Genomic DNA, 24,023 nt, shown 5'->3' on the forward strand with positions numbered 1-24,023 from the left:
CTTAAATTTTTGAATCTGTAATTCGATTGAAAGTCATTTTAAGACTATATGCCTAGTTCGCCACTGGCAAGCATATGTCTATAGACCGTTCTGCAGGTGTCGAAGAATCCTGAGCAGGAATTTTCTACATAGGTTTGCGAAGTGAAGGTGTCAATCACTTGACCGCTACTATTGTAAACATTTAGCGTGTAAACACATTTTGTCAACATGCTTTTGCTTTCCTTTGACGCTTCGGTAACTTTAACCTTAGCGGTGTTTTTGCTTAGCTTGTAATTGACTGTTTTTACATTTGCATTTCCTTTGGGAGCTTTTGCACCCGTTCCAGCAAAGGCCGTAGTTGATAGCGCAGCTACGGCGACCAAACTCATTACTAATTTTTTCATTTTTTTTACTTTTTTTGTTTAACCATGCATGCCTGTTTAGGGCATACTTTAATTATCATATTCTAAAAATAGAGCTAGGAATTGAATTGATTTTGGCCGTTTGGTATTCGCGCGGGTTGAAACATTATTCGCTATTACTTATTTGATTTTTCGTTTTTGTATAGCTTACTTATTGTATAGCTTACTTATATTGTAATACTGATGCTATTAACCATCCTACGCTGATGATTTTAAAGTCATGCGATCAGAAATCAGTATTGTGTAAGGTCAGGCGCAGAGTGGGGTAGGTCCTAACACATAAAAAACAAATACAATGTGACGAAAACATGTAAATTTATTCGTGAAAAAACAATAGATAATTCAAACTAAACCCTAATCCATAGTTTTTCTGGAATGAGGAAGGGAGCCAAATGTGGTTATATGGTTGCATAGAGATGGTTGCCATTTAAAGGATAGGAGAATTTTTTCGATATTGGTACTAACGAAACTTTGAGACGAGAAATATCCTACTGTGCCGGCGAGCCGCGGACAATAGCGAATAGATGTATTTGACAGCCTGAACAATTTAAATTACTCGTGAACATCGATCGGAGAGAACGTTTGGAATTTTTTGGAGAATAAAAAAGAATATCATGGAATCAATTCTAGCAACACTACTATTTATATCATTGGAAATACCTTACTTGTCTGGCGTTGTTATAGGAGGCTTTTTGTCTTTTGTTTTGTTTACTAAAACAGAGAAAAAAGTAACAGATTACATGCTCGCGTGTTGGCTGACTGTATCAACAATAATGCTGCTATCGATTTATCTGCTTAAGTCAGGGCTCTACCTCCAACACCCAGTATTATCAATCCAGGGCTTATGGATGCCATTGGCGCAGGGGCCGTTCCTCTACCTCTATATAAAATATCAGACACGCCCAATCCCCTTTCAAAAAATAGACCTATTACACTTTTTACCATTTATTCTGGGCTATCTGCTTTTTTCTCAATTTTATTGGCTTTCATTTGAAGATAAAGTGAATGTGCTTAAAAATGGTTCCATGGGATTCGAAACAGAAAATAGATGGCGGATTGTTTTAATATATCTCTCGGGCGTTATCTATATTCCACTATCTTTCTACAAGCTGTTATTGTTTAGGAAAAATCTTAAATACCGATTTTCAAATATTGAAAAAGTAAATTTTCTATGGCTGCTTTATTTGGTCGCGGGTATGGCGGCAATCTGGATAATTGTCCTCATCTTTCATAAAGATCATCTTGTTTTTTCTGCTTCTGTAATCTATGTATGGTGGATGGGCTATTTTGGCATCAAACAGGTAAATGTGTTTAGTCAGAAGCACATTGAGGACGCGAACCTTGCTAATTATACCGAGATCGTTAATAGAGAAGAACAACCATCGGAAAACAGTCCGTATCCGCCTAAATATGCAAAATCACTTCTGGAACCAGATGCTGCGAATCGGATATACGTAAAACTACAAATTGTACTGGAGCAGCAAAAACCATATCTAAACCCAGAACTCACCCTTAACGACCTCGCAGCGATGGTTGATACGCATCCCAATTTGTTGTCACAGGTGATCAATTCCGTGATCGAAAAAAATTTTTACGAACTGATAAACGAGCTACGTGTGAAAGAGTTTTTACAACGGATGACCTTACCTGCCAACAAAAAATATACGTTGCTAACAATTGCGTATGACTGTGGGTTTAACTCAAAAGCTTCTTTTAACCGAAATTTTAAAAAGTACACAGGCAAGTCTCCCCAGCAGTACCTCAAGACAGATTTGTAAAAGACTCAATCTTCAAAAAGCGGACTCATTCTTCATAATAACCTGTAAAATAGGTTTATATCGTTTTATTCAAAGAGGTGTCAACCTGTCGGATGAGCCTTTATGAGCTTATATATCGCATACTTTTGTATATGCATTAAGCTATGCAATATAAAAGTGCAATATGAAAATGTTCAATTGGATAAAAAAAATAGTCGTTATCATTATTTCTTTCATCGCTTTAGTACTACTGGCAGGTTTCATATTTGAAAGCTGGTCTCGTGCAAAAGCTGAAAAGATTATTCCCAATGGTCAGTTCGTCGAACTGGACCGTTGCCGACTTCATTACCTGAAAAAGGGAACAGGTGGGCCAACAATTGTCTTTGAATCGGCATTATGCTCGGAAGGCCATTTGCAATGGTATTCTATTCAACAGGAATTAAGTTTACATACAACAACCGTTTCTTATGACAGGGCTGGTATACTTTGGAGTGAAAGAGGGGAAAATCCAAAAACCGGAGAAAAAATGGCCGAGGAACTATACTTGCTGTTAGAGAAATCTAATGCACCGAAACCTTACATCCTCGTTGGACATTCTATGGGAGGTATGCTGGTCCGAATTTTCGTTGATAAATATCCGCAGGATGTAGCTGGAGCCGTATTGATCGATAGCCAGCATCCGGACAATAAAAAATACCTTTCGCCGCGACTTTATAAATTGGTGAACAAGGGATTGCCTGCTGAATTTTTGAAGTTTGCGAATGCATTTGGTTTGGCAAGACTGATGTTCAAGGATATGTTTCCTCCTTCGAAGCAATATCAATATCAAAACTCTTTAATGCCTGCATTATTATATAAAAGCGCTGCTGCCGTTCTTGAAGAACAAGAGCAGATGGCCGCTATAAAGAATGATGCCGCAAAAATAATATCCTTTGGCAATATTCCTCTCTACGTTATAAGCGCGACGGATACTTCCCGTTATGATACATTGTTTAAGGAAAAAAGACTACGTGCCGAAATGGTAACAGCCTGGGATAATATGCAGAAAAATCTTTTGTCTCTTTCTACGAACAGTAAACATATTACGGTTGCAGGCAGTGGCCACTACATCACCCTGGACCAGCCGCAGGTTATTGTCAGTGCAGTAAAAGAACTGATTCTTCAATTCCGTGACCCTTCTCCCGTAAAAGAGAGTCGATAGATCGGAAAGTTAAAGACCTGTTCCGATTCGATATTAATACGATTTTGATTTTTTTAACTTTTAAATGTATAATCATGAAAACAAAATGTATCCTATTTTCTGGGTTGATTGCAACAATGATCTTTGGCTCGGTATCCTGTGGCAAAGACGATGGACCAGATGAAGGCTCAGACAAGGGCTATCCAAAAAATGTAACCATTGAATACAAGTTTACTGTAGCTTCGGGTACGCCGAACAAGGTGGAACTATCCTACACGAATGAAAGTGGAGGAAGGGAAAACGTGAAAGATGTCATACTACCATATTCGAAAAAAATAAGTCGTACTGTAAATCCGTATGATGATGCATATGCTCATTTTTCGGCATTCGGTCCAGGGGGAATAAAGGCGGAGGTTTACATAGACAACAAATTAATAGGCACTAAAACTGCGTCCTCAAATTCTGCGACGGCAAGTTTTAATGATGCAGTTAGTTACATATGGCGGTAGGTTGCAGACGCATCCCTGAAAAGTGCTTCGCTTTTCAGGGATACGTCTCAAATTTCACCATCTAATTTCCTTTATTCACCGAATTTTCCTGTCCTTTAGTCTAAGTCCATAGATCGGGCGACTAAGCTATCTTTAAGTAAATATATAAAGGTTAAATGCCATGTCGTGAGGTATGGTTTTAATTTTTGCGTATAGATCTAAATAGGAAAGAAAGAAATAAAATGAACAAAAATGGTTATTTTAGAGAAAAGGAAATTGTTTACGATCTCAATAAATAAACCCCTAAATCATGAAAAATCTTTTCACCGTTTTATTGCTTTTCATTCTATTGCCGCTGTCGGCACAACAGGCGCTTTTTAATCCCCAAGAAATCATTTCCCCCGAAATCCACGAAGACAAATCAGTAACATTTAGGGTTTTTGCGCCCAATGCCCAAAAGGTGGAACTCTCCGGCGACTGGATGCCCCGCGAAGGATGGAATATTGTCCCTAAAGCTATGACCAAAGGGAGAGACAGTGTCTGGACCTTCACCAGTCCTCCCTTACCTTCGGAGTTATATAGTTACAATGTAATTATCGACGGAGTGAAAACGACCGACCCCAACAACGTATACCTTATTCGGGATGTGAGTTCTATTTTCAACGTTTTTATTGTGGGCGGAGGCAAGGCTGACAACTATTCTGTTAACAATATCCCCCATGGTACAGTGGCCAAGCGTTGGTATGATTCTCCCGGAAATAAAATGAAACGCAGAATGACTGTTTACACGCCTGCAGGATACGAAACGAGTCGAAAAGATTACCCTGTTCTTTACCTCTTGCATGGAATGGGCGGCGATGAAGAGGCTTGGATGGATCTTGGTAGAGCGTCACAAATTATGGACAACCTCATTGCGCAAGGAAAAGCCGAGCCAATGATCGTCGTGATGACCAACGGTAATGTTTTTCAACAAGCTGCACCAGGGCAATCGGACAAGGGGTTTTATAAACCTACGATGGCCCTGCCACACACCATGGATGGCCAAATGGAAAAGACTTTCGGGGATGTGCTGGAATTTATCAATAGCAATTACCGCGTCAAGAAGGGGAAAGACCACACGGCCATTGCAGGGCTTTCCATGGGTGGTTTTCATTCGCTCCATATTTCCAGACACTATCCCAATACCTTTGGATATATGGGCTTGTTCTCGGCTGCCGTTATGCCACGATCTGAAGTACTCCCTGAGTTTTACCAAAATTTAAATGAAAGTCTTACCCGCCAAAAAGAAAATGGTTATCAGCTTTATTGGATTGCCATGGGCAAAACCGATTTTCTTTACAATGAAATAAAACAATACAAGGATAGGTTGGATCAACTCCATATGCCTTATGAATATCACGAAAGCGAAGGCGGCCATATTTGGGCCAACTGGCGGGATTACCTTACTCTTTTTGTGCCTAAGTTGTTTAAAGCACCGTAAGGGAAATATAAATAGTATCCAATAACTGTTATTTCGGTTATTCTAAAGACTGACTGCTAGTGTATTATAAGTTATAAGCTTTATACAATAGCCAGGTCTCACGACCTGGCTATTTAGGTGATTACATTAAAAAGCATCGTTCTTTAATTGATCAGTTTCCTAAAAGTTGACTTTTCGGTTTCACAAATGCTACAACAATATGTTGCAGGTAGGTTTTCAAATAGTGTTCCAGCGGCGACATGCTGTGTACTATCTCCCCAGATGGGATCATATATTGTCTGACAAGCCGGACATTGATAAGTGACCCTGACCGGATCGGATTTTTCCGTTGTAGCCTGCGTAGGAAGATGATGAGGTTCTTGGGCCACTGTTCTACCTTGAAGTTGATAAAAATCTTCACACAATGCCAAAATCACATTGATAAGTTCTGCTCGTTCCACGCGTTTTCGATAAGTAACAAAATCTCTTGAATTAGGGTTAAAATCTGGTGTATGTTGCACTTGAAACCAAGATTTATCTCCCTTAGATTCGATAAAACGCAAAATTACAGATCCCCAGATTCCACTCTTTGGTTGCATTTTAATACCAAAACAAAGTTTGTACGTGCGGATATCCAACCAGTTCATATGGTGCACCAATTCCTGCTTAAGCGCTAATGCGATGGGATCAAAATCTTCCGTCATCCAATTGAGTTCGTTTAGGGCATGCCGGAGGTTGATTCGATGTCGGTCTAAGACACTATCCCAATCAGCTCTTGTTGTAGGTTGAATATCTTTAATAATAATTGATTTCCAGGGCGTAGTGTACAATTGGCCTATCCTGTGTCGCAGACAGAGATGACATATGTCGCGTAAAAAAGCGGTCGAAAAGGTTTCGGAACGTCGGTATACGCCCAGCCATAGTCTATCTTGGTAGCTATTAAACCCCTCATAATAAGGGAGCTTAAACGCAGGCTCCATAAAGGGCTGTTCTGTCGGCTGGAAAAGAAATTTTCCGGAGGCAATAGCCGATGCTTCTAACTTCTGTCCCAACGTTTGTCCTTCGCTTGAACTTGCAACCAGCGTCCCGATCATCATGAGCTCCAAAAACAGCGTTAGTCTCGCAATATCGTCTGTGTTTACAAGGGTAGACCAGGTATAAAATAAGTTACTTTTGGGAAATCGGAGCTGCAGGTGCCAATAATTGCTAAATTCCGAAGTGATGAAATTTAGATTTCCAGTATAATAAGGTACCAAAGACTGTGTGCAGTCCACAACATTCACTTTTAATTGGGGATTGAACTCGAAACTGTCCAAAACATCTTTGTATACGCCTTCACGTACCCATGGCCCCTGATTAAAAAGCCCGTCGGCTACATATGAACTCACAATGTTTGGATATATATCTTCACCGATTTCATAAGCAAACTCCTGATTGATGAGTATATATTCTAATTCTTCGAGTTGCGTCTCGTTTACCCTAAAATATAATTGCTGTCTACTACCAAATTTAACTTCCGTAATACCCACCTCTTCCAAAGGAATCAATAAGTTGACGAGCTCTCCTGGAGAGATTGCACCGCCAGAAAGGTTAACCTTGATAAACTGTCCTTTTTTTATCGTTTTACTCTGCATAGGATTTTACCTCCTTATCCTTTTCTATTACGTAGTTTTCCAGAATACGTTTAACTTCGGGTTTACAGGATCCACAACCTGTCCCAGCGCCGGTGGATGTACATAACTCCTGGAGGTCGGCACATCCATCACTGATACATCGTTGGAGATTTCCCTCGCCAACTTGGCTGCATGAGCATACCAATCGCCCGACGACAGCTTCCTTGGCCGTTCCGCTTCGTAGTAGCTGCAGTCGTTTTTCACTCAATTCGATCCTGTTTGCGATCAGGTTTTTAAACTCAAGAAATTCGTTCTTGTCTCCGATCAAAATGGCACCAACAAGTCTATCCTGATAGATAATACATTTTTTGTAATAGCGTTTGGCCTTGTCGATAAAAATAATCTCTTCATAGTCCTCATTTGGTGTTTCTGTAAGACCGATGCTACAGAGGTCAAAACCTTGTATTTTGATAATATTCATAAACAGGCTTCCCTTATAATGGCTGCTGATATCTCCCTGAAGATAATGTGCAACTATAGCAGCCTGTTCTTCGGCAGCTGCAGTGATACCGTAAAGTGTCCCTTCGAATTCTGCAATCTCACCGATGGCATAAATAGCAGGGTCGCTGGTGTTCATATGATTATCCACGACCACACCCCGTTGGCAAAGTAGGCCAGCATCCCTGGCTAATTCGATATTGGGCGTAGTCCCTATCGCCAGGATGAGGGCATCGCATTTGATCTGTCGTCCACTCTTTAATTCGATCTTTGTCAGTTTATTGCGGCCACAGTATAGTTGAACTTCGTCGTTATAGAAAATATCGCAGCCGAGATCTATCATTTCTTCGTGAAGCAATTGGCTCCCAAGTGGATCCAGCTGCCGATTCAAAAAACGCGAAACACGTTGAACGATGGTGATTTTTGTTCCATTTTCACGAAGGGAAGCGGCCATTTCCAGCCCTAATAATCCTCCGCCGACGATAACGACATGTGCCTGCTTAGGAAGGTATCGCTTCAATAGGTCGGCGTCAGTCCGACGTCGCATCGTAAAAATACCAGGTAGCTTCGGCACATGCTTTGGCAGGCTGGGCCGGCTGCCTGTCGCGAGAATTAAGATATCATAATATGTTTTAATACCGCGAGAGTCCATGACATATTTGTTGCTTCTGTCGATTGCCGTAACCTGGACGGCACGTATATGCCGGATATCAAGTAAAGGCTCCTCTTCGTCTTTCATTTTAACCAATTGCTCCCATTGAAGCTCGCCACTGACATAATGTGGTAGCATGACACGATTATAAAAAGGCAGATCCTCATTACTGAAAATAGTAATTTCATCGGTCTTGTTCAGTTCCCGAAAGGAGCGGACAAAACCATGCGCTCCGGCACCGGCACCGACGATGACGATACGTTCCTTGCGCTTCACATGAGGTTCGACACGTACTGCGCAAAATTTAAAGTCAGGCTCCTTTGAAATAGGATCCACCAAATCATTGGTCAGATTATTGGCACGATGGAGATCAGATCCTAATATCTTGCCCCAATGCATCGGTAGAAAGACGACTCCAGATTTAATTGTCTCGCTGACCCGTGTTCTGACACGAACTTCACCCCGTAGCGAATAAACATTTGCCAATTGCCCGTCAATCAAGTTCAGTGCTGTTGCATCGCTTGGATGGATTTCCAAGAATGCAGTCTGAATATGTTGGTTCAGCTTACTTACCTTGCCAGTTTTAGACATGGTATGCCATTGGTCACGGATGCGTCCTGTAGTCAGGATAAGCGGGAAATTTTGGTCAGGCAGTTCGCTGTGATGCTGATCCGGCGGGCTGTGTAATTGCGCCCGCCCACTTGGCGTAAAGAATTTGCGATCCTGAAAAAGTCGTGGGCTGCCTTTTCTCTTTGATCGATCAAAAGGCCATTGCACGGTATTTAGATTGTCAATAAGTTTATAATCCAACCCAGCAATATCAATATTTGTCCCGGCCGTTAACTGGACATGTTCTTTGTAGATGTCCTGTTGTGTAGGATATGAAAAACCTTTAAAACCCATTTTTTGTGCAAACCTTGCAAAGATTTCGGCATCCGGAAGAGCTTCGCCTGGCGGGTCAATAGCCTTATGCAGGTGACTGATCCTGCGTTCTGAATTCGTCATTGTACCTTCTTTTTCAGCCCATCCAGCTGCAGGAAGAATAATATCGGCAAAGTCCAAGGTCTGGGGCTTGTTGGATATCTCCTGTACGACAACGAATTTAGCCATTTGCAAAGATTTTTCCACCAGCCTTGTGTTTGGAAGGCTGGTGAGGGGATTGGTGCAGAGAATCCAGATCGCCTTCAATCGTCCGTCGGCCAAGGCTTCAAACATTTCGGTGGCTGTGAGCCCTGGTTTGCTGCTCACGGTAGTCCCTGACCAGAATTGTTGGATTTCATCGCGATGTGTTTTATTATCCAAATCACGGTGAGCAGGCAGCAGGTTTGCAAGCCCTCCAACTTCTCTTCCGCCCATAGCATTGGGTTGTCCAGTTAGCGAAAAAGGACCACTTCCCGGTTTTCCGATTTTCCCTGTAATCAGGTTGAGATCAATTAGGCTCAGGTTTTTATTAACCCCCACTACGCTCTGATTCAATCCCATAGTCCACATAGTCAGAAGGCTATTGGATTCGCCAATATAGCTGGCTGCGCGTTCAATGTCTTCCGCCGGGACACCACATATCGCAGCGGACTCCAATAAGGTACGTTCGAATACCCGTTTTTTGTACATTTCATAGCCTTCGGTATGATGGTTTATGAAATCAAGGTCTATGTCTCCTTGTTCGATAAGCAATCTTCCCAGCGCATAATTGAGCGTGATGTCTGTCCCTGGGTTAATCTGCAAATGCAGGTCAGCCAACGCGCAGCTGTCCGTGACACGAGGGTCGACAACAATAATTTTGGTCGCTGGATTTTTAGCTTTGTGCGCCTCTACACGTCGCCACAGGATCGGATGGCACCAGGCGGGATTGGCACCTGCGACCAAAAAGCAATCGGCAAGCTCGATATCGTCGTAGCATATGGGTACACTGTCTTCCCCTAGGGTCTTTTTGTATGCCGCCACAGCACTGCTCATACAAAGACGTGAATTGGTGTCAATATTGTTCGTGCCAATAAATCCCTTAACCAGTTTATTGAGAATGTAATATTCCTCTGTAAGGCATTGTCCAGAAGCATAAAATGCCACAGCATCAGGACCGTGTTTTGCAATTAACGTGCGGAAGACCGCTGCTGCGCGATCCAACGCTTCATCCCATGAAACACGTTGCAACGGACTGGATCTATGGTGCCTCATCTGGGGATAGAGCAGCCTGTCTGAGCGATCATTGACTGTATATTGCAGATTCATGCCTTTGCTACACAATTTGCCTTGATTGACGGGGTGCTCACTATCGCCGCTAACAGAAATCAGTTGATTTTTTTCGACCGATATCTTCACGCCACAGCCCACACCACAGTAGCAGCAGGTACTTTTATATACATTGTTCGACTCTTTATTCATAGTAAAAGGGATACTAATTCTACACTTCTAATGACACATTTTGAACGACAGTTTCAGTTCGAGGATGAAAACGCACGAGGAGGACAGTGAAACCTATCAGAAAAACGCCAATACCGATATATTGAAAGGCATCCGCATAACTGAGCGTTTCGGATTTAAAAAGAAATCCGACTAACATTGCTCCAATATTTCCTCCGGCACCGACGATTCCGCTCACACTGCCAATGTTATCTTTATTAATGAAGGGGACGATACCATATGTACAACCATTTGCCATCTTGAGGAAGAGTGCAAAAAGCAACATGGTGATAATCGCTAGAAGTAATGTGTTGGAAGTGGCGAACAGACTTATGCCGATTCCTTCCAAAATCAATAGTATACCGAGAATTATACCCTTACCTTTAATGCCGTAACTTTGTCCTACTTTATCACTTATAATACCGCCAAGCGCACGGGCGAATAGATTCATGCCGCCAAAGATACTGGCAAGGGCTCCCGCCAGGATAATTCCGGTATCAAAACGATCGATAAAGAAGGTAGCAGCGACGTTGTCAACCGTGATCTCTATCCCGAAGCAAGCCGCATAGGCGAGTGTAAGGATCCAGACACGATAGTCCTTTAACGCGAGCAAAAATGAACCATTTTTCTTGCTATTGATTCTCCCGCCTTCGGAGAGTTTTTTGAAATTGCCTTGCGGTGTATCTTGCGTATACCGATAATAGATGTATGCCATAATGAGAAGGATAATACCGGGAACAACCATGGCAACCCGCCAAGAATCCGACTGGCTCACGAAGCCCATGCCGACGAATGCCGCAGCAATGAGCGGCATGACCAGATTAGTAACCCCTCCGCCAAGGTTGCCCCAACCTCCAGTTACGGCATTGGCCGTACCAATAATATTGGGTGCAAACATCATTGAAGTATGGAACTGCGTAATCACAAAAGACGCACCGATGATACCGATGAAAAAACGAAATAACAAAAAAGACTCATAACTATTACTCAGTCCAATAAATAAAACAGGAATCGAACCTGCGACCAACAAAATCGTGTAAGAGATCCGTGGTCCTAGGGTATCACACATCTTCCCGATAAATAATCGCGCAATAATTGTTGCTGAAACAGAGGCGATAATGATATTTCCGACTTCACCTTTAGTCAATCCGAGTTGTTCCCTAACCAGTGGCATAAGCGGGGCGACGCCGAACCAGCCAAAGAAACAAAAGAAAAAAGTGATCCATGTAATGTGAAAAGTGCGCATCTGTACACCTTTAAAAGATAAAATACTAAGCTTTTGGAGAGGTTGTTCTTGTGCATTCATGAGGAATATTGTTTGGTTGATGATTGAAATAATTGTCAAATGTTCAAGACCACTAGGATTTAAGCAATCCGTTGCGAGCGTTTCGGTCTGTTTGATCTTGTTTGTCGTGTCCGTAGAGGCGATGATCCTCTCTGGGCACTTGTTGCAGCCTGTGATACAATCGGCTTGCTTATATAATAGACCTTTGTGCGACCGCGAGGCTGTGTGCATGCTGCAGATCGACGACATCACCGATAACGATAATGGCTGGATGGCCAAGCTCATGCTCCTTGCTTGCCCTGACAAGGTCTTTGGCTTTGCACAATACCTGTTTTTGCTGGGGCAGGCTCGCATGCTGTATAATAGCCGCCGGGGTTTCTCCTTTGCCATACAGTACATAGGTACGTGCTATCTCGTCGAGTTTGCGCATGCCCATGTAGATCACGACAGTGGACCGGCTCTGGACAGCCAAAGGGAGATCCGCCGATAGGCTACCATCTTTTTTCATCCCCGTCAGTGCCCATACCCCTTCGCTGATACTGCGGTGGGTCAAGGGAATATTGTTGATGCCTGCGCCTTGCATGCTGCTGATGCCCGGAATGTAAGAAACCACAATATTTTTCCCCTGTACGGTAAGCCATTCTTCAAAACCACGCCCGAAAAGATAGGGGTCGCCCCCTTTTAACCGGACCACGCGGTCGTAGCGTGCACAATAATGTAGGATAAGCTCGTTTATTTCTTCTTGAGGGACGTATTTTCCATAAGGATGTTTGCCAACATAGTGTTTTGTACAGTTTTTATGTGCTATTTGAAGGATTTCTTCATTGATTAAGTTGTCATAAAGGATAACTTGTGCATTTTTTATCGCTTTATAAGCTTTTATGGTTAATAATTCTGGGTCTCCAGGGCCAGATCCTACAATAAATAACGATGTTTTGCCTAATTTTTTCATGTTATTTTGTTTTTGTGTTCATTTTATATGTAAATCTATTAAAAAATCTGACATAAATCATTAAATATTGGATTTTAAATGATTTTTATTTGAAAAAATATTATAAAAATCATATTTATTTTGATTTTTTAATTTTTTATTCCATAAATTAGTGATGTTTAAATATGAAAAATGATTTTTTATCAGAAAAAACAGTAATTATGGAAAGAAAAAAGATTGTTATTATCGGAAATGGTATGGTTGGTAATAAGATTTGCGAAAAATTAAAGCATAAATCTGATATTCTGGATATAATTGTGTTTGCCGAAGAGCCAATTCGGGCCTATGACCGGGTGCATCTGACCGATTACTTCAAAGTTTCATCTATAGAGGAACTTTTCCTGTCAAAAAAGGAGTGGTACGCGGAAAATAATGTGAAAATCCATTTAAATGATCCGATTGTTGATGTAAATCGCTCAAAAAAAGAAGTACGTTCATTACAAGGGCTTATTGTTCCGTACGACTATCTGGTCTTTGCGACTGGTTCAGCTGCTTTTGTGCCACCTATTCCAGGCGTGGAAAAGGAGGGGGTATTTCTTTACCGGACGATTGAGGATCTGGATCTGATCAAAGCTTATGCAGCAAAAGTCAAAAAGGGTACTGTTATGGGCGGCGGACTACTGGGCCTGGAAGCGGCCAAAGCGCTGGTGGACCTCGGCTTGGAAGAAACGGCAGTGATTGAATTTGCGCCCCGCCTGATGCCGCGTCAGATTGATGACAGCGCCAGCCAGCTCCTGCAAACCAAGCTGGCAGCAATGGGGCTGAGTTGTTTATTGCAAAAATCAACAAGTCAATTGCTGGGGGAAGAGCGTCTGATGGGAATCGCTTTTCAGGATGGTTCATCGATCGAAACGGATCTGCTGGTAATATCGGCGGGCATACGGCCGCGGGATGAACTGGCCAGGAAAATAGGGCTGGCCATCGGCGAGCGTGGCGGGATTGTGGTCAATCCACACATGCAGACCTCAGACCCTGCCGTGTATGCCATCGGCGAATGTGCACTGGTCAATGATATGATCTATGGCCTGGTGGCACCCGGTTATGAGATGGCTGAAATAGCAGCCGAACATATCCTGGGGGAAGAAAAGTCTTTTAAGGGATTTGACATGAGTACCAAATTGAAACTGATGGGGGTAGATGTGGCCAGTTTTGGAGATCCCTTTATCAGTGAACCTTATGCGCGGACCATCTTACTGGAGGACCGTAACAAAGGGGTCTATAAAAGGTTGAACGTCAGTACCGACGGTACGCGCCTGCTCGGAGGGATACTGGTAGGGGAAGCCACAAGTTATAATATGCTCTTGCAGATGGTCAACAACAGTATGCCCCTGGCGGAACATCCTGAGCTGCTCCTGATGAGCGAGCAGGGGCAGAACAAATCCGCTTCTTCGGGCTTGGAAGCCTTGCCCGATGGTGCCCTGATCTGCAGCTGTGAGGGGGTGACCAAATCGCAGATCTGTGATGCGGTGATCAATGGGAACTGTGAAAATGCAGATGGAGTAAAAAAATGCACCAAAGCAGGATCGGGCTGCGGGGGCTGTGTGCCGATGGTGAAGGACTTGGTCAATTACACGATGAAACAGCAGGGTAAATATATCCGCAGTACCATCTGTGAGCATTTTGACCTGAGCCGGCAGGAACTCTATGACCTGATCAAGATCCATGAACTGAAGAGTTATGATCAGGTGCTGGATGCGCTGGGCCGTGGGCACGGGTGTGAGGTCTGTAAGCCGCTGGTGTCTTCACTGCTGGCCAGTCTCTGGAATGAGATGATCTTGAGCAAGGGAAATGATGTGGCGCAGGATAGCAATGACCGGTACCTGGCCAATATACAGAAAGGTGGTACCTACTCGGTTGTTCCCCGTATCCCTGGTGGGGAGATTACGCCGGACAAATTGATTGTTATTGGCCAGGTGGCCAAGAAATATAAGCTGTATACAAAAATTACGGGCGGGCAGCGCATTGATTTGTTTGGTGCACATCTCAATGATCTCCCGCTTATCTGGGAGGAACTCATTGCAGCCGGATTTGAAAGTGGACATGCCTATGGCAAGGCCTTACGGACGGTCAAAAGCTGCGTGGGCAGTACCTGGTGCCGCTTTGGCCTGCATGACAGTGTGTCCTTCGCCATACAAATAGAGGAACGTTATCGTGGGCTGCGTGCTCCGCACAAGATAAAGTCAGCGGTGAGCGGCTGTATCAGGGAGTGTGCCGAGGCGCAGAGCAAGGACTTTGGCATCATCGCCACCGAAAAAGGATGGAACCTCTATGTCTGCGGCAATGGTGGCAGCAAGCCACAGCATGCCCTGCTGTTGGCGGCTGATGTCGACAGTGAGACCTGTATCCGTTATATCGACCGTTTTCTGATGTTCTACATCCGTACAGCCGACCCTTTGACCCGTACCGCTACCTGGCTCAATAAAATGGAGGGCGGAATCGACTATTTGCGGAATGTTGTGGTCGAGGATAGCCTCGGTATGGGGGAAACCTGGGAGCAGGATATGCAGCTGCTTGTCGACAGCTATCGCTGTGAATGGAAAGTTGCCGTGGAAGATCCGGAGATCCGCAAACGCTTTGTCCATTTTGTAAATGCGCCGGAGGAGCGGGACGAGTCGGTACGCTTCGATACCATGCGCGGTCAAAAGAAAGCCGCTGACTGGAATCTGAAAACCTATTAAAAGACCATGGTGTAACATCAATGACTGATAAAATCACTTACATAGAATCGCTAAACCTTTAAAATAAAAATCACATGAACACGCAAATTGACACACAAATCGACCTGCAATGGCTGAAGGCCTGCCAGATCGAGGATGCTATTGAAAACGGTGGTGTCTGCCTAAAGTTGAATGACGAACAGGTGGCCCTATTTTATTTCGCCCGTCGCAATGAGTGGTATGCTACCCAGAATGAATGCCCCCATAAGCGGCAGATGATTTTGAGCCGTGGGATGTTGGGCTCCCTGGGAGATACCCCAAAAGTAGCCTGCCCGTTTCACAAAAAAACCTTTGCATTGGATACGGGCGAATGTCTTTCGGGTGATGAATGTGCGATCAAAACGTATCCTGTGAAGGTGGAGAATGGGACGGTATATATTGGAATGACAGCTTAAGCCCGAGCCCTATAATTGAAATAAGAACCTTTTAAAGCAAATAAACGATGGATTATATTAGCCCCAAAGAGGTAGCCGGTGTGATGATGAATACCGCTATCTACAAATCTTCGCTCCCGATCAAAGACCTGCTGATTCGGGGGGCATTGTCAGGAGCCTTACTGGCGATTTCTGTAACGCTCGCACTCTTGGCTACGGCGCAGACCGGGCTGGGGCTTATCGGCGCATTTGTTTTTCCTGTGGGCTTTGTGATCATTGTTATCCTGGGCTTGGAACTCGTTACAGGAAGTTTCTCCTTGGTGCCCCTGGCCTGGCTGGAAGGGAAGATCAATTTTAAGGTGATGGCCAATAACCTGCTCTGGGTTTTCCTGGGTAATTTATTGGGCAGTGTGCTCTTCGCGCTTCTGTTTTGGGCTGCAAGTACGGAAACTGGGCAGGCTAGCCAGCTTGGGAATATCGAGCAGAGCCTGATTGTCATCAGTGAAAAGAAAACCCTGGGCTACGGCAATCATGGTGCTGCCGGGTTATTTTCAGCCTTTGTCAAAGCCGTTCTCTGCAATTGGATGGTCTGCATGGGGGTGGTGATGTCCATGACATCCAAGTCTACCTTAGGCAAGATCCTGGCGGCGGGAATTCCCATCTTTATGTTCTTTGCCTTGGGCTATGAGCATGCGGTGGTCAATATGTTTGTGATCCCTGCTGGGATGATGTTCGGTGCCAAGGTGACGGTGTCGGACTGGTGGCTGTACAATCAGTTGATCGTGACGGCCGGTAATATTGTTGGTGGCTTGTTGTTTACGGGAATGGCTATTTATTATACTTATCACCGGAAAGAACAGGTATCCACCTCTCAAAACTAGCTATTATGCAACGAATTGAAAATAGATGTATCTGGAAAAAGCGGGTCGGGATAGTGCTGCTCCAGCTGCTTTTTTCGGTAGTTTTTTACCAGGCCTATGCGCAGCAAAAAACAGTGAAAGCGAGTTTGTTCGAAGGTGTCGTGGTGGCGGGCTATACCGACCAGGGGGCCTATGTCAACTGCACGGGGCCAGCGATTAAATATAGTTTCGCCCCGAAGGGAAATATCCTGTTGGGCTTGCTGCCGAGCCTCAAAATAAAAGAAGATCAAGTGGAGGAAGGGAAGCCCAAGAATGCCTGGATCACTCCGACACTGGGCGTTGGCCTGACTGCGGTGTTCAGACATCTCGCTGTTCAGCTGCCTGCTTTCTACAGCCCGAAGACCAGTACCGCAGACGGTAAGTGGAAGCTTGGGGTCGGGCTGGGCTATAAATTTTAAATTGACGTATTTTTAGGGAAATATTTACGTTGGGGAGCTGGTATGCCAGGATTGGTTTGCTTTACTCCCCATATTTTTCTGTTGCCAACTTGTTTAATAGTTCCTTGTTTTTGAGGAAAATCTTCTTTTTGTCGACTGTTATCGCATTCGAATCAGCAAGTTCGGCAAGCATGCGGTAGACGGTCTCATAGGTGGTGCCTACATAGGCTGCGAGATCCTTTTTGCTCAGTTCAAGACCGATGTACCCCTCCTCTGTTCCTTCCGCAAAAACGCGATGAAGCAATAAAAGGCTCCATGCTAAACGGTTTTTGACGGAAAGCTGGGCCAGGTTGGCCATCTTCTGCTCCGAAAGATGCAATTCATCGGCAAAAAATAGCATCAGGCGATAGCTTAATTCGGGATTGATGCGCAGCGTGGACAAGAAGAAGGGTAAGGCTACAAAACATAGCTGCGTTGCGGCAAGTGCCGTGGCCGAAATAGGGTAAACACTTTGTTCGGATGAAATACCGCGATGGCCTACCATTTCTCCCTTTTTGGCAAAACGTACGATGGTCTCCCGGTCCCCAAGATTGCGGTGGACTTTGACGAATCCCGATTGGATAAAGTAAATACCACGAACCGGCTCGCCTTCACGGATAAACTGTTCGCCTTTTTTTAGTTTGATATTTTTTCGGTGGAGGTCGATTTGTCCAAGCCACTCTTGCATAACATAACGGCACATCAGGCAGGAGTGGTCACAGGCATTTGCTTTCTTCGTTCTCATCGGAATCAGTTTCGTATGGTAAAGTCTTTTTGTCTGACCAAAGGTATCACCTATTCATTTAATATCCTATTTTGTTTGGTATTAAAAGCAGGATTGGACGATAGGTATTTCTTCACAAGTTCACTTTGCAAATGATGGTCATCGAAATAGCGCAAGAGGCTATTTTTAGAGAATTTGCGCCATGGCTATTAATGCGCCATGGCTATAAAATGCTTAGATTCCTCTCCGCATCAGCAACCTTATTCGTTGTGGTGACATATTGATCTCTTTTGGCACCCCACTTTTCCGGAAAATAGCATATTGAATCGTTTGCCTAGTGAAAATATGCAAAATCATACTGAAATAGATTTTGCTTTCAGCGCCCTCGATATTATGGATATTAATGTTAATTTTATATGAAATTAACATCTGTTAGGTTAATTTGCATCAATTAAAAATACCGAATTCATGATCGCTGGGCTGAAACATATTTCCATATCAATGGACGATTTCCTCTTATTACAAGCCGGAGATCAGTCTATTTTTGGTATTGTGTTCAATTATTATCAGCCGATTATCTATTTTAAAGTCAGGCAGCTCTGTAAAAATGACAGTGATGCAGAGGAGGTCACACAGGAAGTTTTTATTGAATTTTATTTAAAAAGAATGCAGCTTTCCGGTCCGGAAGCCATTTTCCCCTTTCTATTTGCTATTTCAAAAAGAATGGCCATATCCAATTTCCGTAAATCGCTGGTCCGGTCCAATTATCTACAGTCGCTTCAGCATACCTGGCTTGAAAATTCCTTTTCGCTGCAAGATGAACTGGATGGCAAAGAACTGCAGGTCATCCTGGAATCCATTATTGAACAATTGCCGCCACAGCAACAGGCAATTTACCGAAGGAGCAAGTTTGAAGATCAATCTTATCAGGAAATTGCCGATGAGGAAGGACTCTCCAAAAATACGGTGCGCAATCACCTCAGCCTCGCCTCGAAATTTGTGCGGTTCAAGCTGGACAAAATCCTGTCTATCTTTTTTTTCTAAGCAGCTCAACTTGTGCATCGATTTTTTATTAGCTCATTTAACAATCCCGGGGGCTAAAAAACGGCATCTATCATCCTTTTCTAAAAAAAAATATTTTTCTATTGGTACTTTTTCTGGGTTCGCGCGATTATGTAGGTGAAATCGATCCAAAGGAATGAACCAAATTGAACAATACAGCCAATTAATACGTAAATATCTTGCTGATCAAGCCAGTAAAGAAGAACAGGCACAGCTTCAGGAATTAATGGATGATCCCGTATTTCTTCAGGCTTGGGAGAAAGTCTGGCGGGATAACTCGTATCCCGCACATCCCACAACATACCCTGATCCACATCGGATGCTGGAAAATATACTGGCTGATCCCCGAATTGCAACAGCGGCATCTACTCCCCAAAAAACTACAGATGGACATTTTAATTTCAGGAGAAATTGGTGGCAGGTTGCGGCAGTCTTTCTTGCGTTCTGCGGTGCAGCGCTATGGGGCTACTATAATTTTTATACCGTGGATACGCCACCGAAAGAGCAGCTATCTAATGTGTCGATCGTACCGGGTTCTGATAAAGCCATGATCATTCTTGAAGATGGAAAACAGATTGACCTCAGTTTGCTCCGTGCGGATACGGTACTTGACCAAGGCGAATATTTGATTACCAAGGATAACAAAGGTCAAATCAGTTATAGGCTAAAAGACAGCCAGGCACCAACAAATAATATCGTCTACAATACCATCATTACACCCCGGGGCGGGGAATATACGCTGAGGATGGCTGACGGGAGCCTTGTGCAGCTCAATGCGGGGAGTAGGATTAAATATCCCGTAAAATTTGATGCGAAGTTGCGGTCGGTGCAGCTCGAAGGGGAAGCCTATTTTGAAATAGCCAAAATGGACGTTAAAGGCCAAAGGGTACCTTTTATTGTGCAAAGTGGAGGACAGACACTCGAGGTCCTTGGAACACATTTTAACATCAAGAGCTTTGGGGATCACATCGTTACCACCTTGGTGGAAGGTAAAGTCAAGCTCTCTTTTGCCGATGCTGCCTTGAAAGAACAGCTGCTTGCACCCAATGATCAGGTCGTTTTCGATAAAAGCCGCAAGAATGTAAAGAAGGAGCAGGTGGATCCCTTCTATAGTCTCGCCTGGAAAAATGGAAATTTCGCTTTTGATAATGCATCCATTCAAACGGTCATGGACGAGGTTGCACGCTGGTATGATGTCGAGATCAGTTACGGAGACAAGCTGCAGGGACAGCACTTCTCGGGGACTATCTCCCGCTATGAAAATATCGATAAACTGTTGAAAACAATTGCTTTCGCCGGTGGCGTACATTTCGAACGTAAAGGAAGGAGGATATATGTGCTAAACTAACGCTGATGAGAAGATAGCATATATAACAATCAGGAGCGCGCCAACGCCCCTGAAAGTTTTGTCTTTTTCTCGACATGGATGAATAGTAAAACCGTTAAATTTTATCTCAACCGAATGCAATTTAATAAAAAAAAATTGATCGGACCGACCCTATTATGTCAGGTAAGATCCCAGAAAATACCAATTTCTATGAAATTGTCATTAGCAATTCCTCTCTTATTCGCAGCCAATTTACAGCTGCACGCATTTTCTTTTGGCCAGACCGTCAATCTGAAGCGGAACAATGTGAAGGTGAGTGCTGTTTTGAAAGAACTGCAGAAGCAAAGCGGATACAACATTTTTTACAACGAATCGCTGATCGCAAAAGACGAGCGTATCAGCGTCAACTACCACAATATCGCTTTTGAAGAAGCCCTGAAAGATCTGTTGACAAAGCTGCAGTTATCTTATGTCAAAGCGGATAAAAATATTGTCTTGAACAAAAGAACGGATCAGACTGTTCGCCAAACGTCGGTTACGGAGGCTCCGCAGCTGTACCCGGTCAAAGGAGTGGTCAAAGACGATCAGGGCCGACCATTGGACAATGTTACGGTCAGCGAAAAAGGCAAAAAGGAGAAAACCCTCAGCCGCGAGGATGGCAGCTTTCAGATCCAGGTCAGCAGCCCTGATGCCATACTTGTATTTACTATGGTTGGCTATCAGCCGCTGGAGATAGCGCTGGCACAGCAGTCAACCTTGAGTGTGACCATGAAGCCGGCCATCAATGCAATGGAAGAGGTGGTCGTCGTGGGTTATGGCGTGCAGAAAAAAGCCAACCTGACGGGTGCCGTATCACAGGTCAATGCCGATGATATCGCGTTGCGTCCAAGTGCCAATATAGCAGGTACGCTCCAGGGACTTATGCCCGGCTTGAATATACAGCTCAATAACGGTGATCCATCCAAAACACCTGATATCAATGTGCGGGGATTCAATTCCATCAATGAGGGTGGCCCGCTGGTATTGATCGACGGGATCGAAGGGAATATTACACGGGTTAATCCCAACGATATTGAAAGTGTTTCTGTGCTGAAAGATGCTGCTTCCGCGGCCATTTATGGAGCCCGCGGTGCTTTTGGTGTTATCTTGGTGACCACAAAAAAAGGGAAGGCAGGGACCGTGAAGGTGGATTATGTCAATAATTTCGCCTGGACTACACCGGCTTCCCGTACCGATTATATCTCCGATCCTTATGTCTACGGGAAAACAGTAGATGCCGCACTGTATGGCTATAACGGCAGTTCCTATACACGCTACAATCCAATGGACTGGGAAGCGATCAAAATGGTGGCTGCAGGGGAGATTGCGCCCTTTCATGAGAAGCAGGCGGACGGAACCTATAAATTTTTCTATAAGACCAACTGGTGGGACTACCTATTTAAAAAATATCAGCCCTCCAATTTCCATAATATCGCCATTTCAGGTGGCAGTGAAAAGTTGAAAGCCTATCTCTCTGGACGTGTATTCAAACGGGAAACAATCAACAATATCAATGACGATGCGGATATGGACCGCCAGAATATGAAATCCAATCTGGTATTCACACCCAACAGCTGGTTGGAAATTTCGAACAATACGCAGTTCATCAACGAAAAGGATAAAGAATATGGAGGCTACAGCAATGGTCTGGGGGGGCTTTGGAGTACGACAACCTGGTATAATCTGATGCCTTTTTATCCCAATTTTGTCGATGGTATTCCAACGGATATCGGTGTGGGTACTGGCGGCCAGGGAGCCAATGCAGGGCTGGAATCGGGAAAAAGCTGGGAGCTACGCAATAGTGAAGAGTTTACCAATACCTTCCGTGTCCTGCTCAAGCCATTGAAAGGCCTACAGGTAAATTTTGATTATAGCAACCGTATCGAAAACTTTTCACGGAGCACACGCCTCAATCCCTTCAGTTACTACTCGGGTAACAAACTCAATTTTACCACTGCAGGCCTCAACCGCCTGACAGAATACCGCTGGAAAGACAAGTATAATGCGATGAACCTGTTTGCGACCTACGAAAAAAATGTGGCGCAAAAGCATCAGTTCAAATTATTGGTGGGCTACAATCAGGAATCCTTTGACCGGGACCGTATTGCCGGGGCCATGGACGACCTGCTGATCGAAGATCTATCCAATCTGGCGCTGGGAACTTCCATGTATAGCCTGAGCGGAACAGCTGAAAATTGGGCTATCCAGGGCGTATTTGGCCGTTTTAATTATGCCTACGACAATAAATACTTGCTGGAAATAAATTCACGGTATGATGGTTCTTCACGCTTCCCTAGCGGGAGCCGATGGGGATTTTTCCCTTCCGTCTCATTAGGCTGGCAGCTGGATCGTGAACAGTTTTGGGAATCGGTCAAAGGCAGCATACCCACCTTAAAGCTCAGAGCTTCGTATGGCAAGCTCGGCAACCAGACTGTAGGGGTCAATACCTTTAAGGAATTGATGGCCGTGCAGCAGTTGGCTTGGCTAAATGGGGGCTCCCGTCTTATTGGGGCGAGTACGCCGGCACCGTTGCCGAACGTCGTCACCTGGGAACGGACCAAAAGCATTGACTTCGGTGTTGATCTTGGACTGATCCAGAACAAGCTAAATGTCAATTTTGACTGGTATCAGAAGGATGTCGAAGGCATGTATCTTCCGGGGCAGCCGCTTCCAGCAGTATTTGGTGCTAATGAACCCCGAGAAAACTACGCTGCTTTGCGTAATAAAGGTTTTGAAGTGGGGGTAAGCTACCAGGACAAATTTGACCTTGCCGGCTCACCCTTTCGCTTTAACATCGCCGTGAATACCACCAATTTTAAAGGTATCATTACGAAATATAATAATCCACAGGGGCTGTTGAGTTCCTATTACGAAGGACAGGTGCTGGGGCAGATCTGGGGATACCATATCGACGGGCAGTTTCAGTCCGATGTGGAAGCATTGAGCTACCAGAATAGTTTCCAGGATCCACAATTGTCCCTATCTAAAGTATATAACGATATTCTGAGCGTATCGCAAAATAGTGAGTGGAATATGTTGCGCGGCGGCGATGTGAAATATGTCGATCTCAATGGTGATGGCCGCATCGACAAAGGCGACAACACGCTTGCCAACCACGGTGATATTAAACCCATTGGCAATGCCATGCCTAAATTTCCATTTGGTATCAATATGAGCGCTTCCTGGAATAATTTTGATCTCTCGGCCGCTTTTGCTGGTGTTGCCAAACAGGACTGGTATCCGACGGGAGATTTATACTGGGGATCCTATCAGCGCCCGTATCTTTCCTTTGTACGCAAAGACTTGGTAGATAATGCATGGACCCCGGACAAGAAAGGGAACAGGTATCCACAGATCTATCGGGGATACTCTTCCCTGCAGAGCGGAAGGTCGCTATACGAACTGAATGATTATTACCTGACCAATGTTGGGTTCCTGCGGATGAAAAATTTTACGTTGGGCTATACCTTGCCGCAGCAATGGACAAGGCGCTATAAAGTTGAAAAACTGCGGTTTTACTTCAGCGGTGAGAATCTGTTGACCTGGAACTTTGGCAATCTGACAAAGTATATAGATCCCGAACAGGCAGGTGCAATGATCAATTATAATTCACCTGCGAGTGCCAATGATCCTGCGGACTCCTCGGAGCGGGGGCTGCTACGGGACTATCCCATGGGTAAAACCTATTCTTTTGGTTTAATGCTTACGCTTTAATACTTG

17 protein-coding genes are annotated in these 24,023 nt (G+C 44.2%); 11 read left to right on the plus strand and 6 right to left on the minus strand.

All coding sequences use genetic code 11. The annotated features are described in order from the left end of the window. Positions 1-44 precede the first annotated feature (44 nt). Positions 45-383: a hypothetical protein gene (locus tag BWD42_RS22400; protein WP_139351257.1), complete on the minus strand. Its 339-nt coding sequence runs from the start codon at positions 381-383 to the stop codon at positions 45-47. A gap of 632 nt (positions 384-1,015) precedes the next feature. Between BWD42_RS22400 and BWD42_RS22405 the strand changes: the two genes are divergently transcribed. The 4 genes from BWD42_RS22405 to BWD42_RS22420 all read left to right on the plus strand — a co-directional run bounded on the left by BWD42_RS22405 (position 1,016) and on the right by BWD42_RS22420 (position 5,306). After that, positions 1,016-2,179 (plus strand): helix-turn-helix domain-containing protein, encoded by a 1,164-nt coding sequence (locus BWD42_RS22405; RefSeq protein WP_077438642.1) that lies wholly within the window; start codon positions 1,016-1,018, stop codon positions 2,177-2,179. A gap of 163 nt (positions 2,180-2,342) precedes the next feature. Beyond that, positions 2,343-3,359 (plus strand): alpha/beta fold hydrolase, encoded by a 1,017-nt coding sequence (locus BWD42_RS22410; RefSeq protein WP_077438643.1) that lies wholly within the window; start codon positions 2,343-2,345, stop codon positions 3,357-3,359. A gap of 74 nt (positions 3,360-3,433) precedes the next feature. Then, positions 3,434-3,847, plus strand: coding sequence for a hypothetical protein (locus BWD42_RS22415; RefSeq protein ID WP_077438644.1), 414 nt, complete (start codon positions 3,434-3,436; stop codon positions 3,845-3,847). Between the two features lie 289 nt (positions 3,848-4,136). Next, the gene (locus tag BWD42_RS22420; RefSeq protein ID WP_077438645.1) at positions 4,137-5,306 is read left to right on the plus strand and encodes an esterase; all 1,170 of its coding nucleotides are present in this window, start codon (positions 4,137-4,139) and stop codon (positions 5,304-5,306) included. Between the two features lie 143 nt (positions 5,307-5,449). Here the strand turns inward: BWD42_RS22420 and BWD42_RS22425 are convergent, their stop codons facing one another. The 4 genes from BWD42_RS22425 to cobA all read right to left on the minus strand — a co-directional run bounded on the left by BWD42_RS22425 (position 5,450) and on the right by cobA (position 12,685). Then, positions 5,450-6,919, minus strand: a complete 1,470-nt coding sequence (locus tag BWD42_RS22425) for a rubredoxin (protein WP_077438646.1) — start codon at positions 6,917-6,919, stop codon at positions 5,450-5,452. Further along, entirely contained in the window at positions 6,909-10,430 is a 3,522-nt protein-coding gene (locus BWD42_RS22430) for a nitrate reductase (protein WP_077438647.1), read from the minus strand. Before BWD42_RS22430 ends, BWD42_RS22425 begins: the two co-directional genes overlap by 11 nt. A 19-nt stretch (positions 10,431-10,449) precedes the next feature. Beyond that, positions 10,450-11,754, minus strand: coding sequence for an MFS transporter (locus BWD42_RS22435; protein WP_077438648.1), 1,305 nt, complete (start codon positions 11,752-11,754; stop codon positions 10,450-10,452). 169 nt (positions 11,755-11,923) lie between these two features. Continuing rightward, positions 11,924-12,685, minus strand: a complete 762-nt coding sequence (gene cobA, locus BWD42_RS22440) for a uroporphyrinogen-III C-methyltransferase (RefSeq protein WP_077438649.1) — start codon at positions 12,683-12,685, stop codon at positions 11,924-11,926. Positions 12,686-12,885: 200 nt separating this feature from the next. Here cobA and nirB point away from each other — a divergent pair, with 200 nt between their 5' ends. The 4 genes from nirB to BWD42_RS22460 all read left to right on the plus strand — a co-directional run bounded on the left by nirB (position 12,886) and on the right by BWD42_RS22460 (position 17,133). Beyond that, positions 12,886-15,402: a nitrite reductase large subunit NirB gene (nirB, locus tag BWD42_RS22445; RefSeq protein WP_077438670.1), complete on the plus strand. Its 2,517-nt coding sequence runs from the start codon at positions 12,886-12,888 to the stop codon at positions 15,400-15,402. Positions 15,403-15,476: 74 nt separating this feature from the next. After that, a complete protein-coding gene (gene nirD / locus BWD42_RS22450; protein WP_077438650.1) occupies positions 15,477-15,836 on the plus strand; it encodes a nitrite reductase small subunit NirD in 360 nt (119 codons plus the stop codon). 47 nt (positions 15,837-15,883) lie between these two features. After that, on the plus strand, positions 15,884-16,696 hold the full coding sequence (locus BWD42_RS22455; protein WP_077438651.1) for a formate/nitrite transporter family protein: 813 nt from the start codon (positions 15,884-15,886) through the stop codon (positions 16,694-16,696). 5 nt (positions 16,697-16,701) lie between these two features. Next, a complete protein-coding gene (locus BWD42_RS22460; RefSeq protein ID WP_254846304.1) occupies positions 16,702-17,133 on the plus strand; it encodes a hypothetical protein in 432 nt (143 codons plus the stop codon). Between the two features lie 61 nt (positions 17,134-17,194). Here BWD42_RS22460 and BWD42_RS22465 read toward each other — a convergent pair whose 3' ends face one another. Next, positions 17,195-17,896, minus strand: coding sequence for a Crp/Fnr family transcriptional regulator (locus tag BWD42_RS22465; RefSeq protein ID WP_077438652.1), 702 nt, complete (start codon positions 17,894-17,896; stop codon positions 17,195-17,197). A 480-nt stretch (positions 17,897-18,376) separates the two neighbouring features. Here BWD42_RS22465 and BWD42_RS22475 point away from each other — a divergent pair, with 480 nt between their 5' ends. The 3 genes from BWD42_RS22475 (at position 18,377) to BWD42_RS22485 (ending at position 24,017) form a co-directional block, all read left to right on the plus strand. Beyond that, positions 18,377-18,919, plus strand: a complete 543-nt coding sequence (locus BWD42_RS22475; protein WP_175992130.1) for an RNA polymerase sigma factor — start codon at positions 18,377-18,379, stop codon at positions 18,917-18,919. A 154-nt stretch (positions 18,920-19,073) separates the two neighbouring features. Further along, entirely contained in the window at positions 19,074-20,285 is a 1,212-nt protein-coding gene (locus BWD42_RS22480) for a FecR family protein (protein WP_077438655.1), read from the plus strand. 189 nt (positions 20,286-20,474) lie between these two features. Beyond that, positions 20,475-24,017, plus strand: coding sequence for a TonB-dependent receptor (locus BWD42_RS22485; protein ID WP_077438672.1), 3,543 nt, complete (start codon positions 20,475-20,477; stop codon positions 24,015-24,017). Positions 24,018-24,023: the final 6 nt, after the last annotated feature.

The sequence above is a fragment of the Sphingobacterium sp. CZ-UAM genome (assembly GCF_002000245.1).
In the GTDB taxonomy this organism is placed as follows: Bacteria; Bacteroidota; Bacteroidia; order Sphingobacteriales; family Sphingobacteriaceae; genus Sphingobacterium.

Excerpts from the sequence above, each read along its gene's own strand:
- BWD42_RS22400 (WP_139351257.1), bottom strand. The coding sequence starts at position 383 with ATGAAAAAATTAGTAATGAGTTTGGTCGCCGTAGCTGCGCTATCAACT.
- BWD42_RS22405 (WP_077438642.1), top strand. The coding sequence starts at position 1,016 with ATGGAATCAATTCTAGCAACACTACTATTTATATCATTGGAAATACCT.
- BWD42_RS22410 (WP_077438643.1), top strand. The coding sequence starts at position 2,343 with ATGAAAATGTTCAATTGGATAAAAAAAATAGTCGTTATCATTATTTCT.
- BWD42_RS22415 (WP_077438644.1), top strand. The coding sequence starts at position 3,434 with ATGAAAACAAAATGTATCCTATTTTCTGGGTTGATTGCAACAATGATC.
- BWD42_RS22420 (WP_077438645.1), top strand. The coding sequence starts at position 4,137 with ATGAAAAATCTTTTCACCGTTTTATTGCTTTTCATTCTATTGCCGCTG.
- BWD42_RS22425 (WP_077438646.1), bottom strand. The coding sequence starts at position 6,919 with ATGCAGAGTAAAACGATAAAAAAAGGACAGTTTATCAAGGTTAACCTT.
- BWD42_RS22430 (WP_077438647.1), bottom strand. The coding sequence starts at position 10,430 with ATGAATAAAGAGTCGAACAATGTATATAAAAGTACCTGCTGCTACTGT.
- BWD42_RS22435 (WP_077438648.1), bottom strand. The coding sequence starts at position 11,754 with ATGAATGCACAAGAACAACCTCTCCAAAAGCTTAGTATTTTATCTTTT.
- cobA (WP_077438649.1), bottom strand. The coding sequence starts at position 12,685 with ATGAAAAAATTAGGCAAAACATCGTTATTTATTGTAGGATCTGGCCCT.
- nirB (WP_077438670.1), top strand. The coding sequence starts at position 12,886 with ATGGAAAGAAAAAAGATTGTTATTATCGGAAATGGTATGGTTGGTAAT.
- nirD (WP_077438650.1), top strand. The coding sequence starts at position 15,477 with ATGAACACGCAAATTGACACACAAATCGACCTGCAATGGCTGAAGGCC.
- BWD42_RS22455 (WP_077438651.1), top strand. The coding sequence starts at position 15,884 with ATGGATTATATTAGCCCCAAAGAGGTAGCCGGTGTGATGATGAATACC.
- BWD42_RS22460 (WP_254846304.1), top strand. The coding sequence starts at position 16,702 with ATGCAACGAATTGAAAATAGATGTATCTGGAAAAAGCGGGTCGGGATA.
- BWD42_RS22465 (WP_077438652.1), bottom strand. The coding sequence starts at position 17,896 with ATGAGAACGAAGAAAGCAAATGCCTGTGACCACTCCTGCCTGATGTGC.
- BWD42_RS22475 (WP_175992130.1), top strand. The coding sequence starts at position 18,377 with ATGGACGATTTCCTCTTATTACAAGCCGGAGATCAGTCTATTTTTGGT.
- BWD42_RS22480 (WP_077438655.1), top strand. The coding sequence starts at position 19,074 with ATGAACCAAATTGAACAATACAGCCAATTAATACGTAAATATCTTGCT.
- BWD42_RS22485 (WP_077438672.1), top strand. The coding sequence starts at position 20,475 with ATGAAATTGTCATTAGCAATTCCTCTCTTATTCGCAGCCAATTTACAG.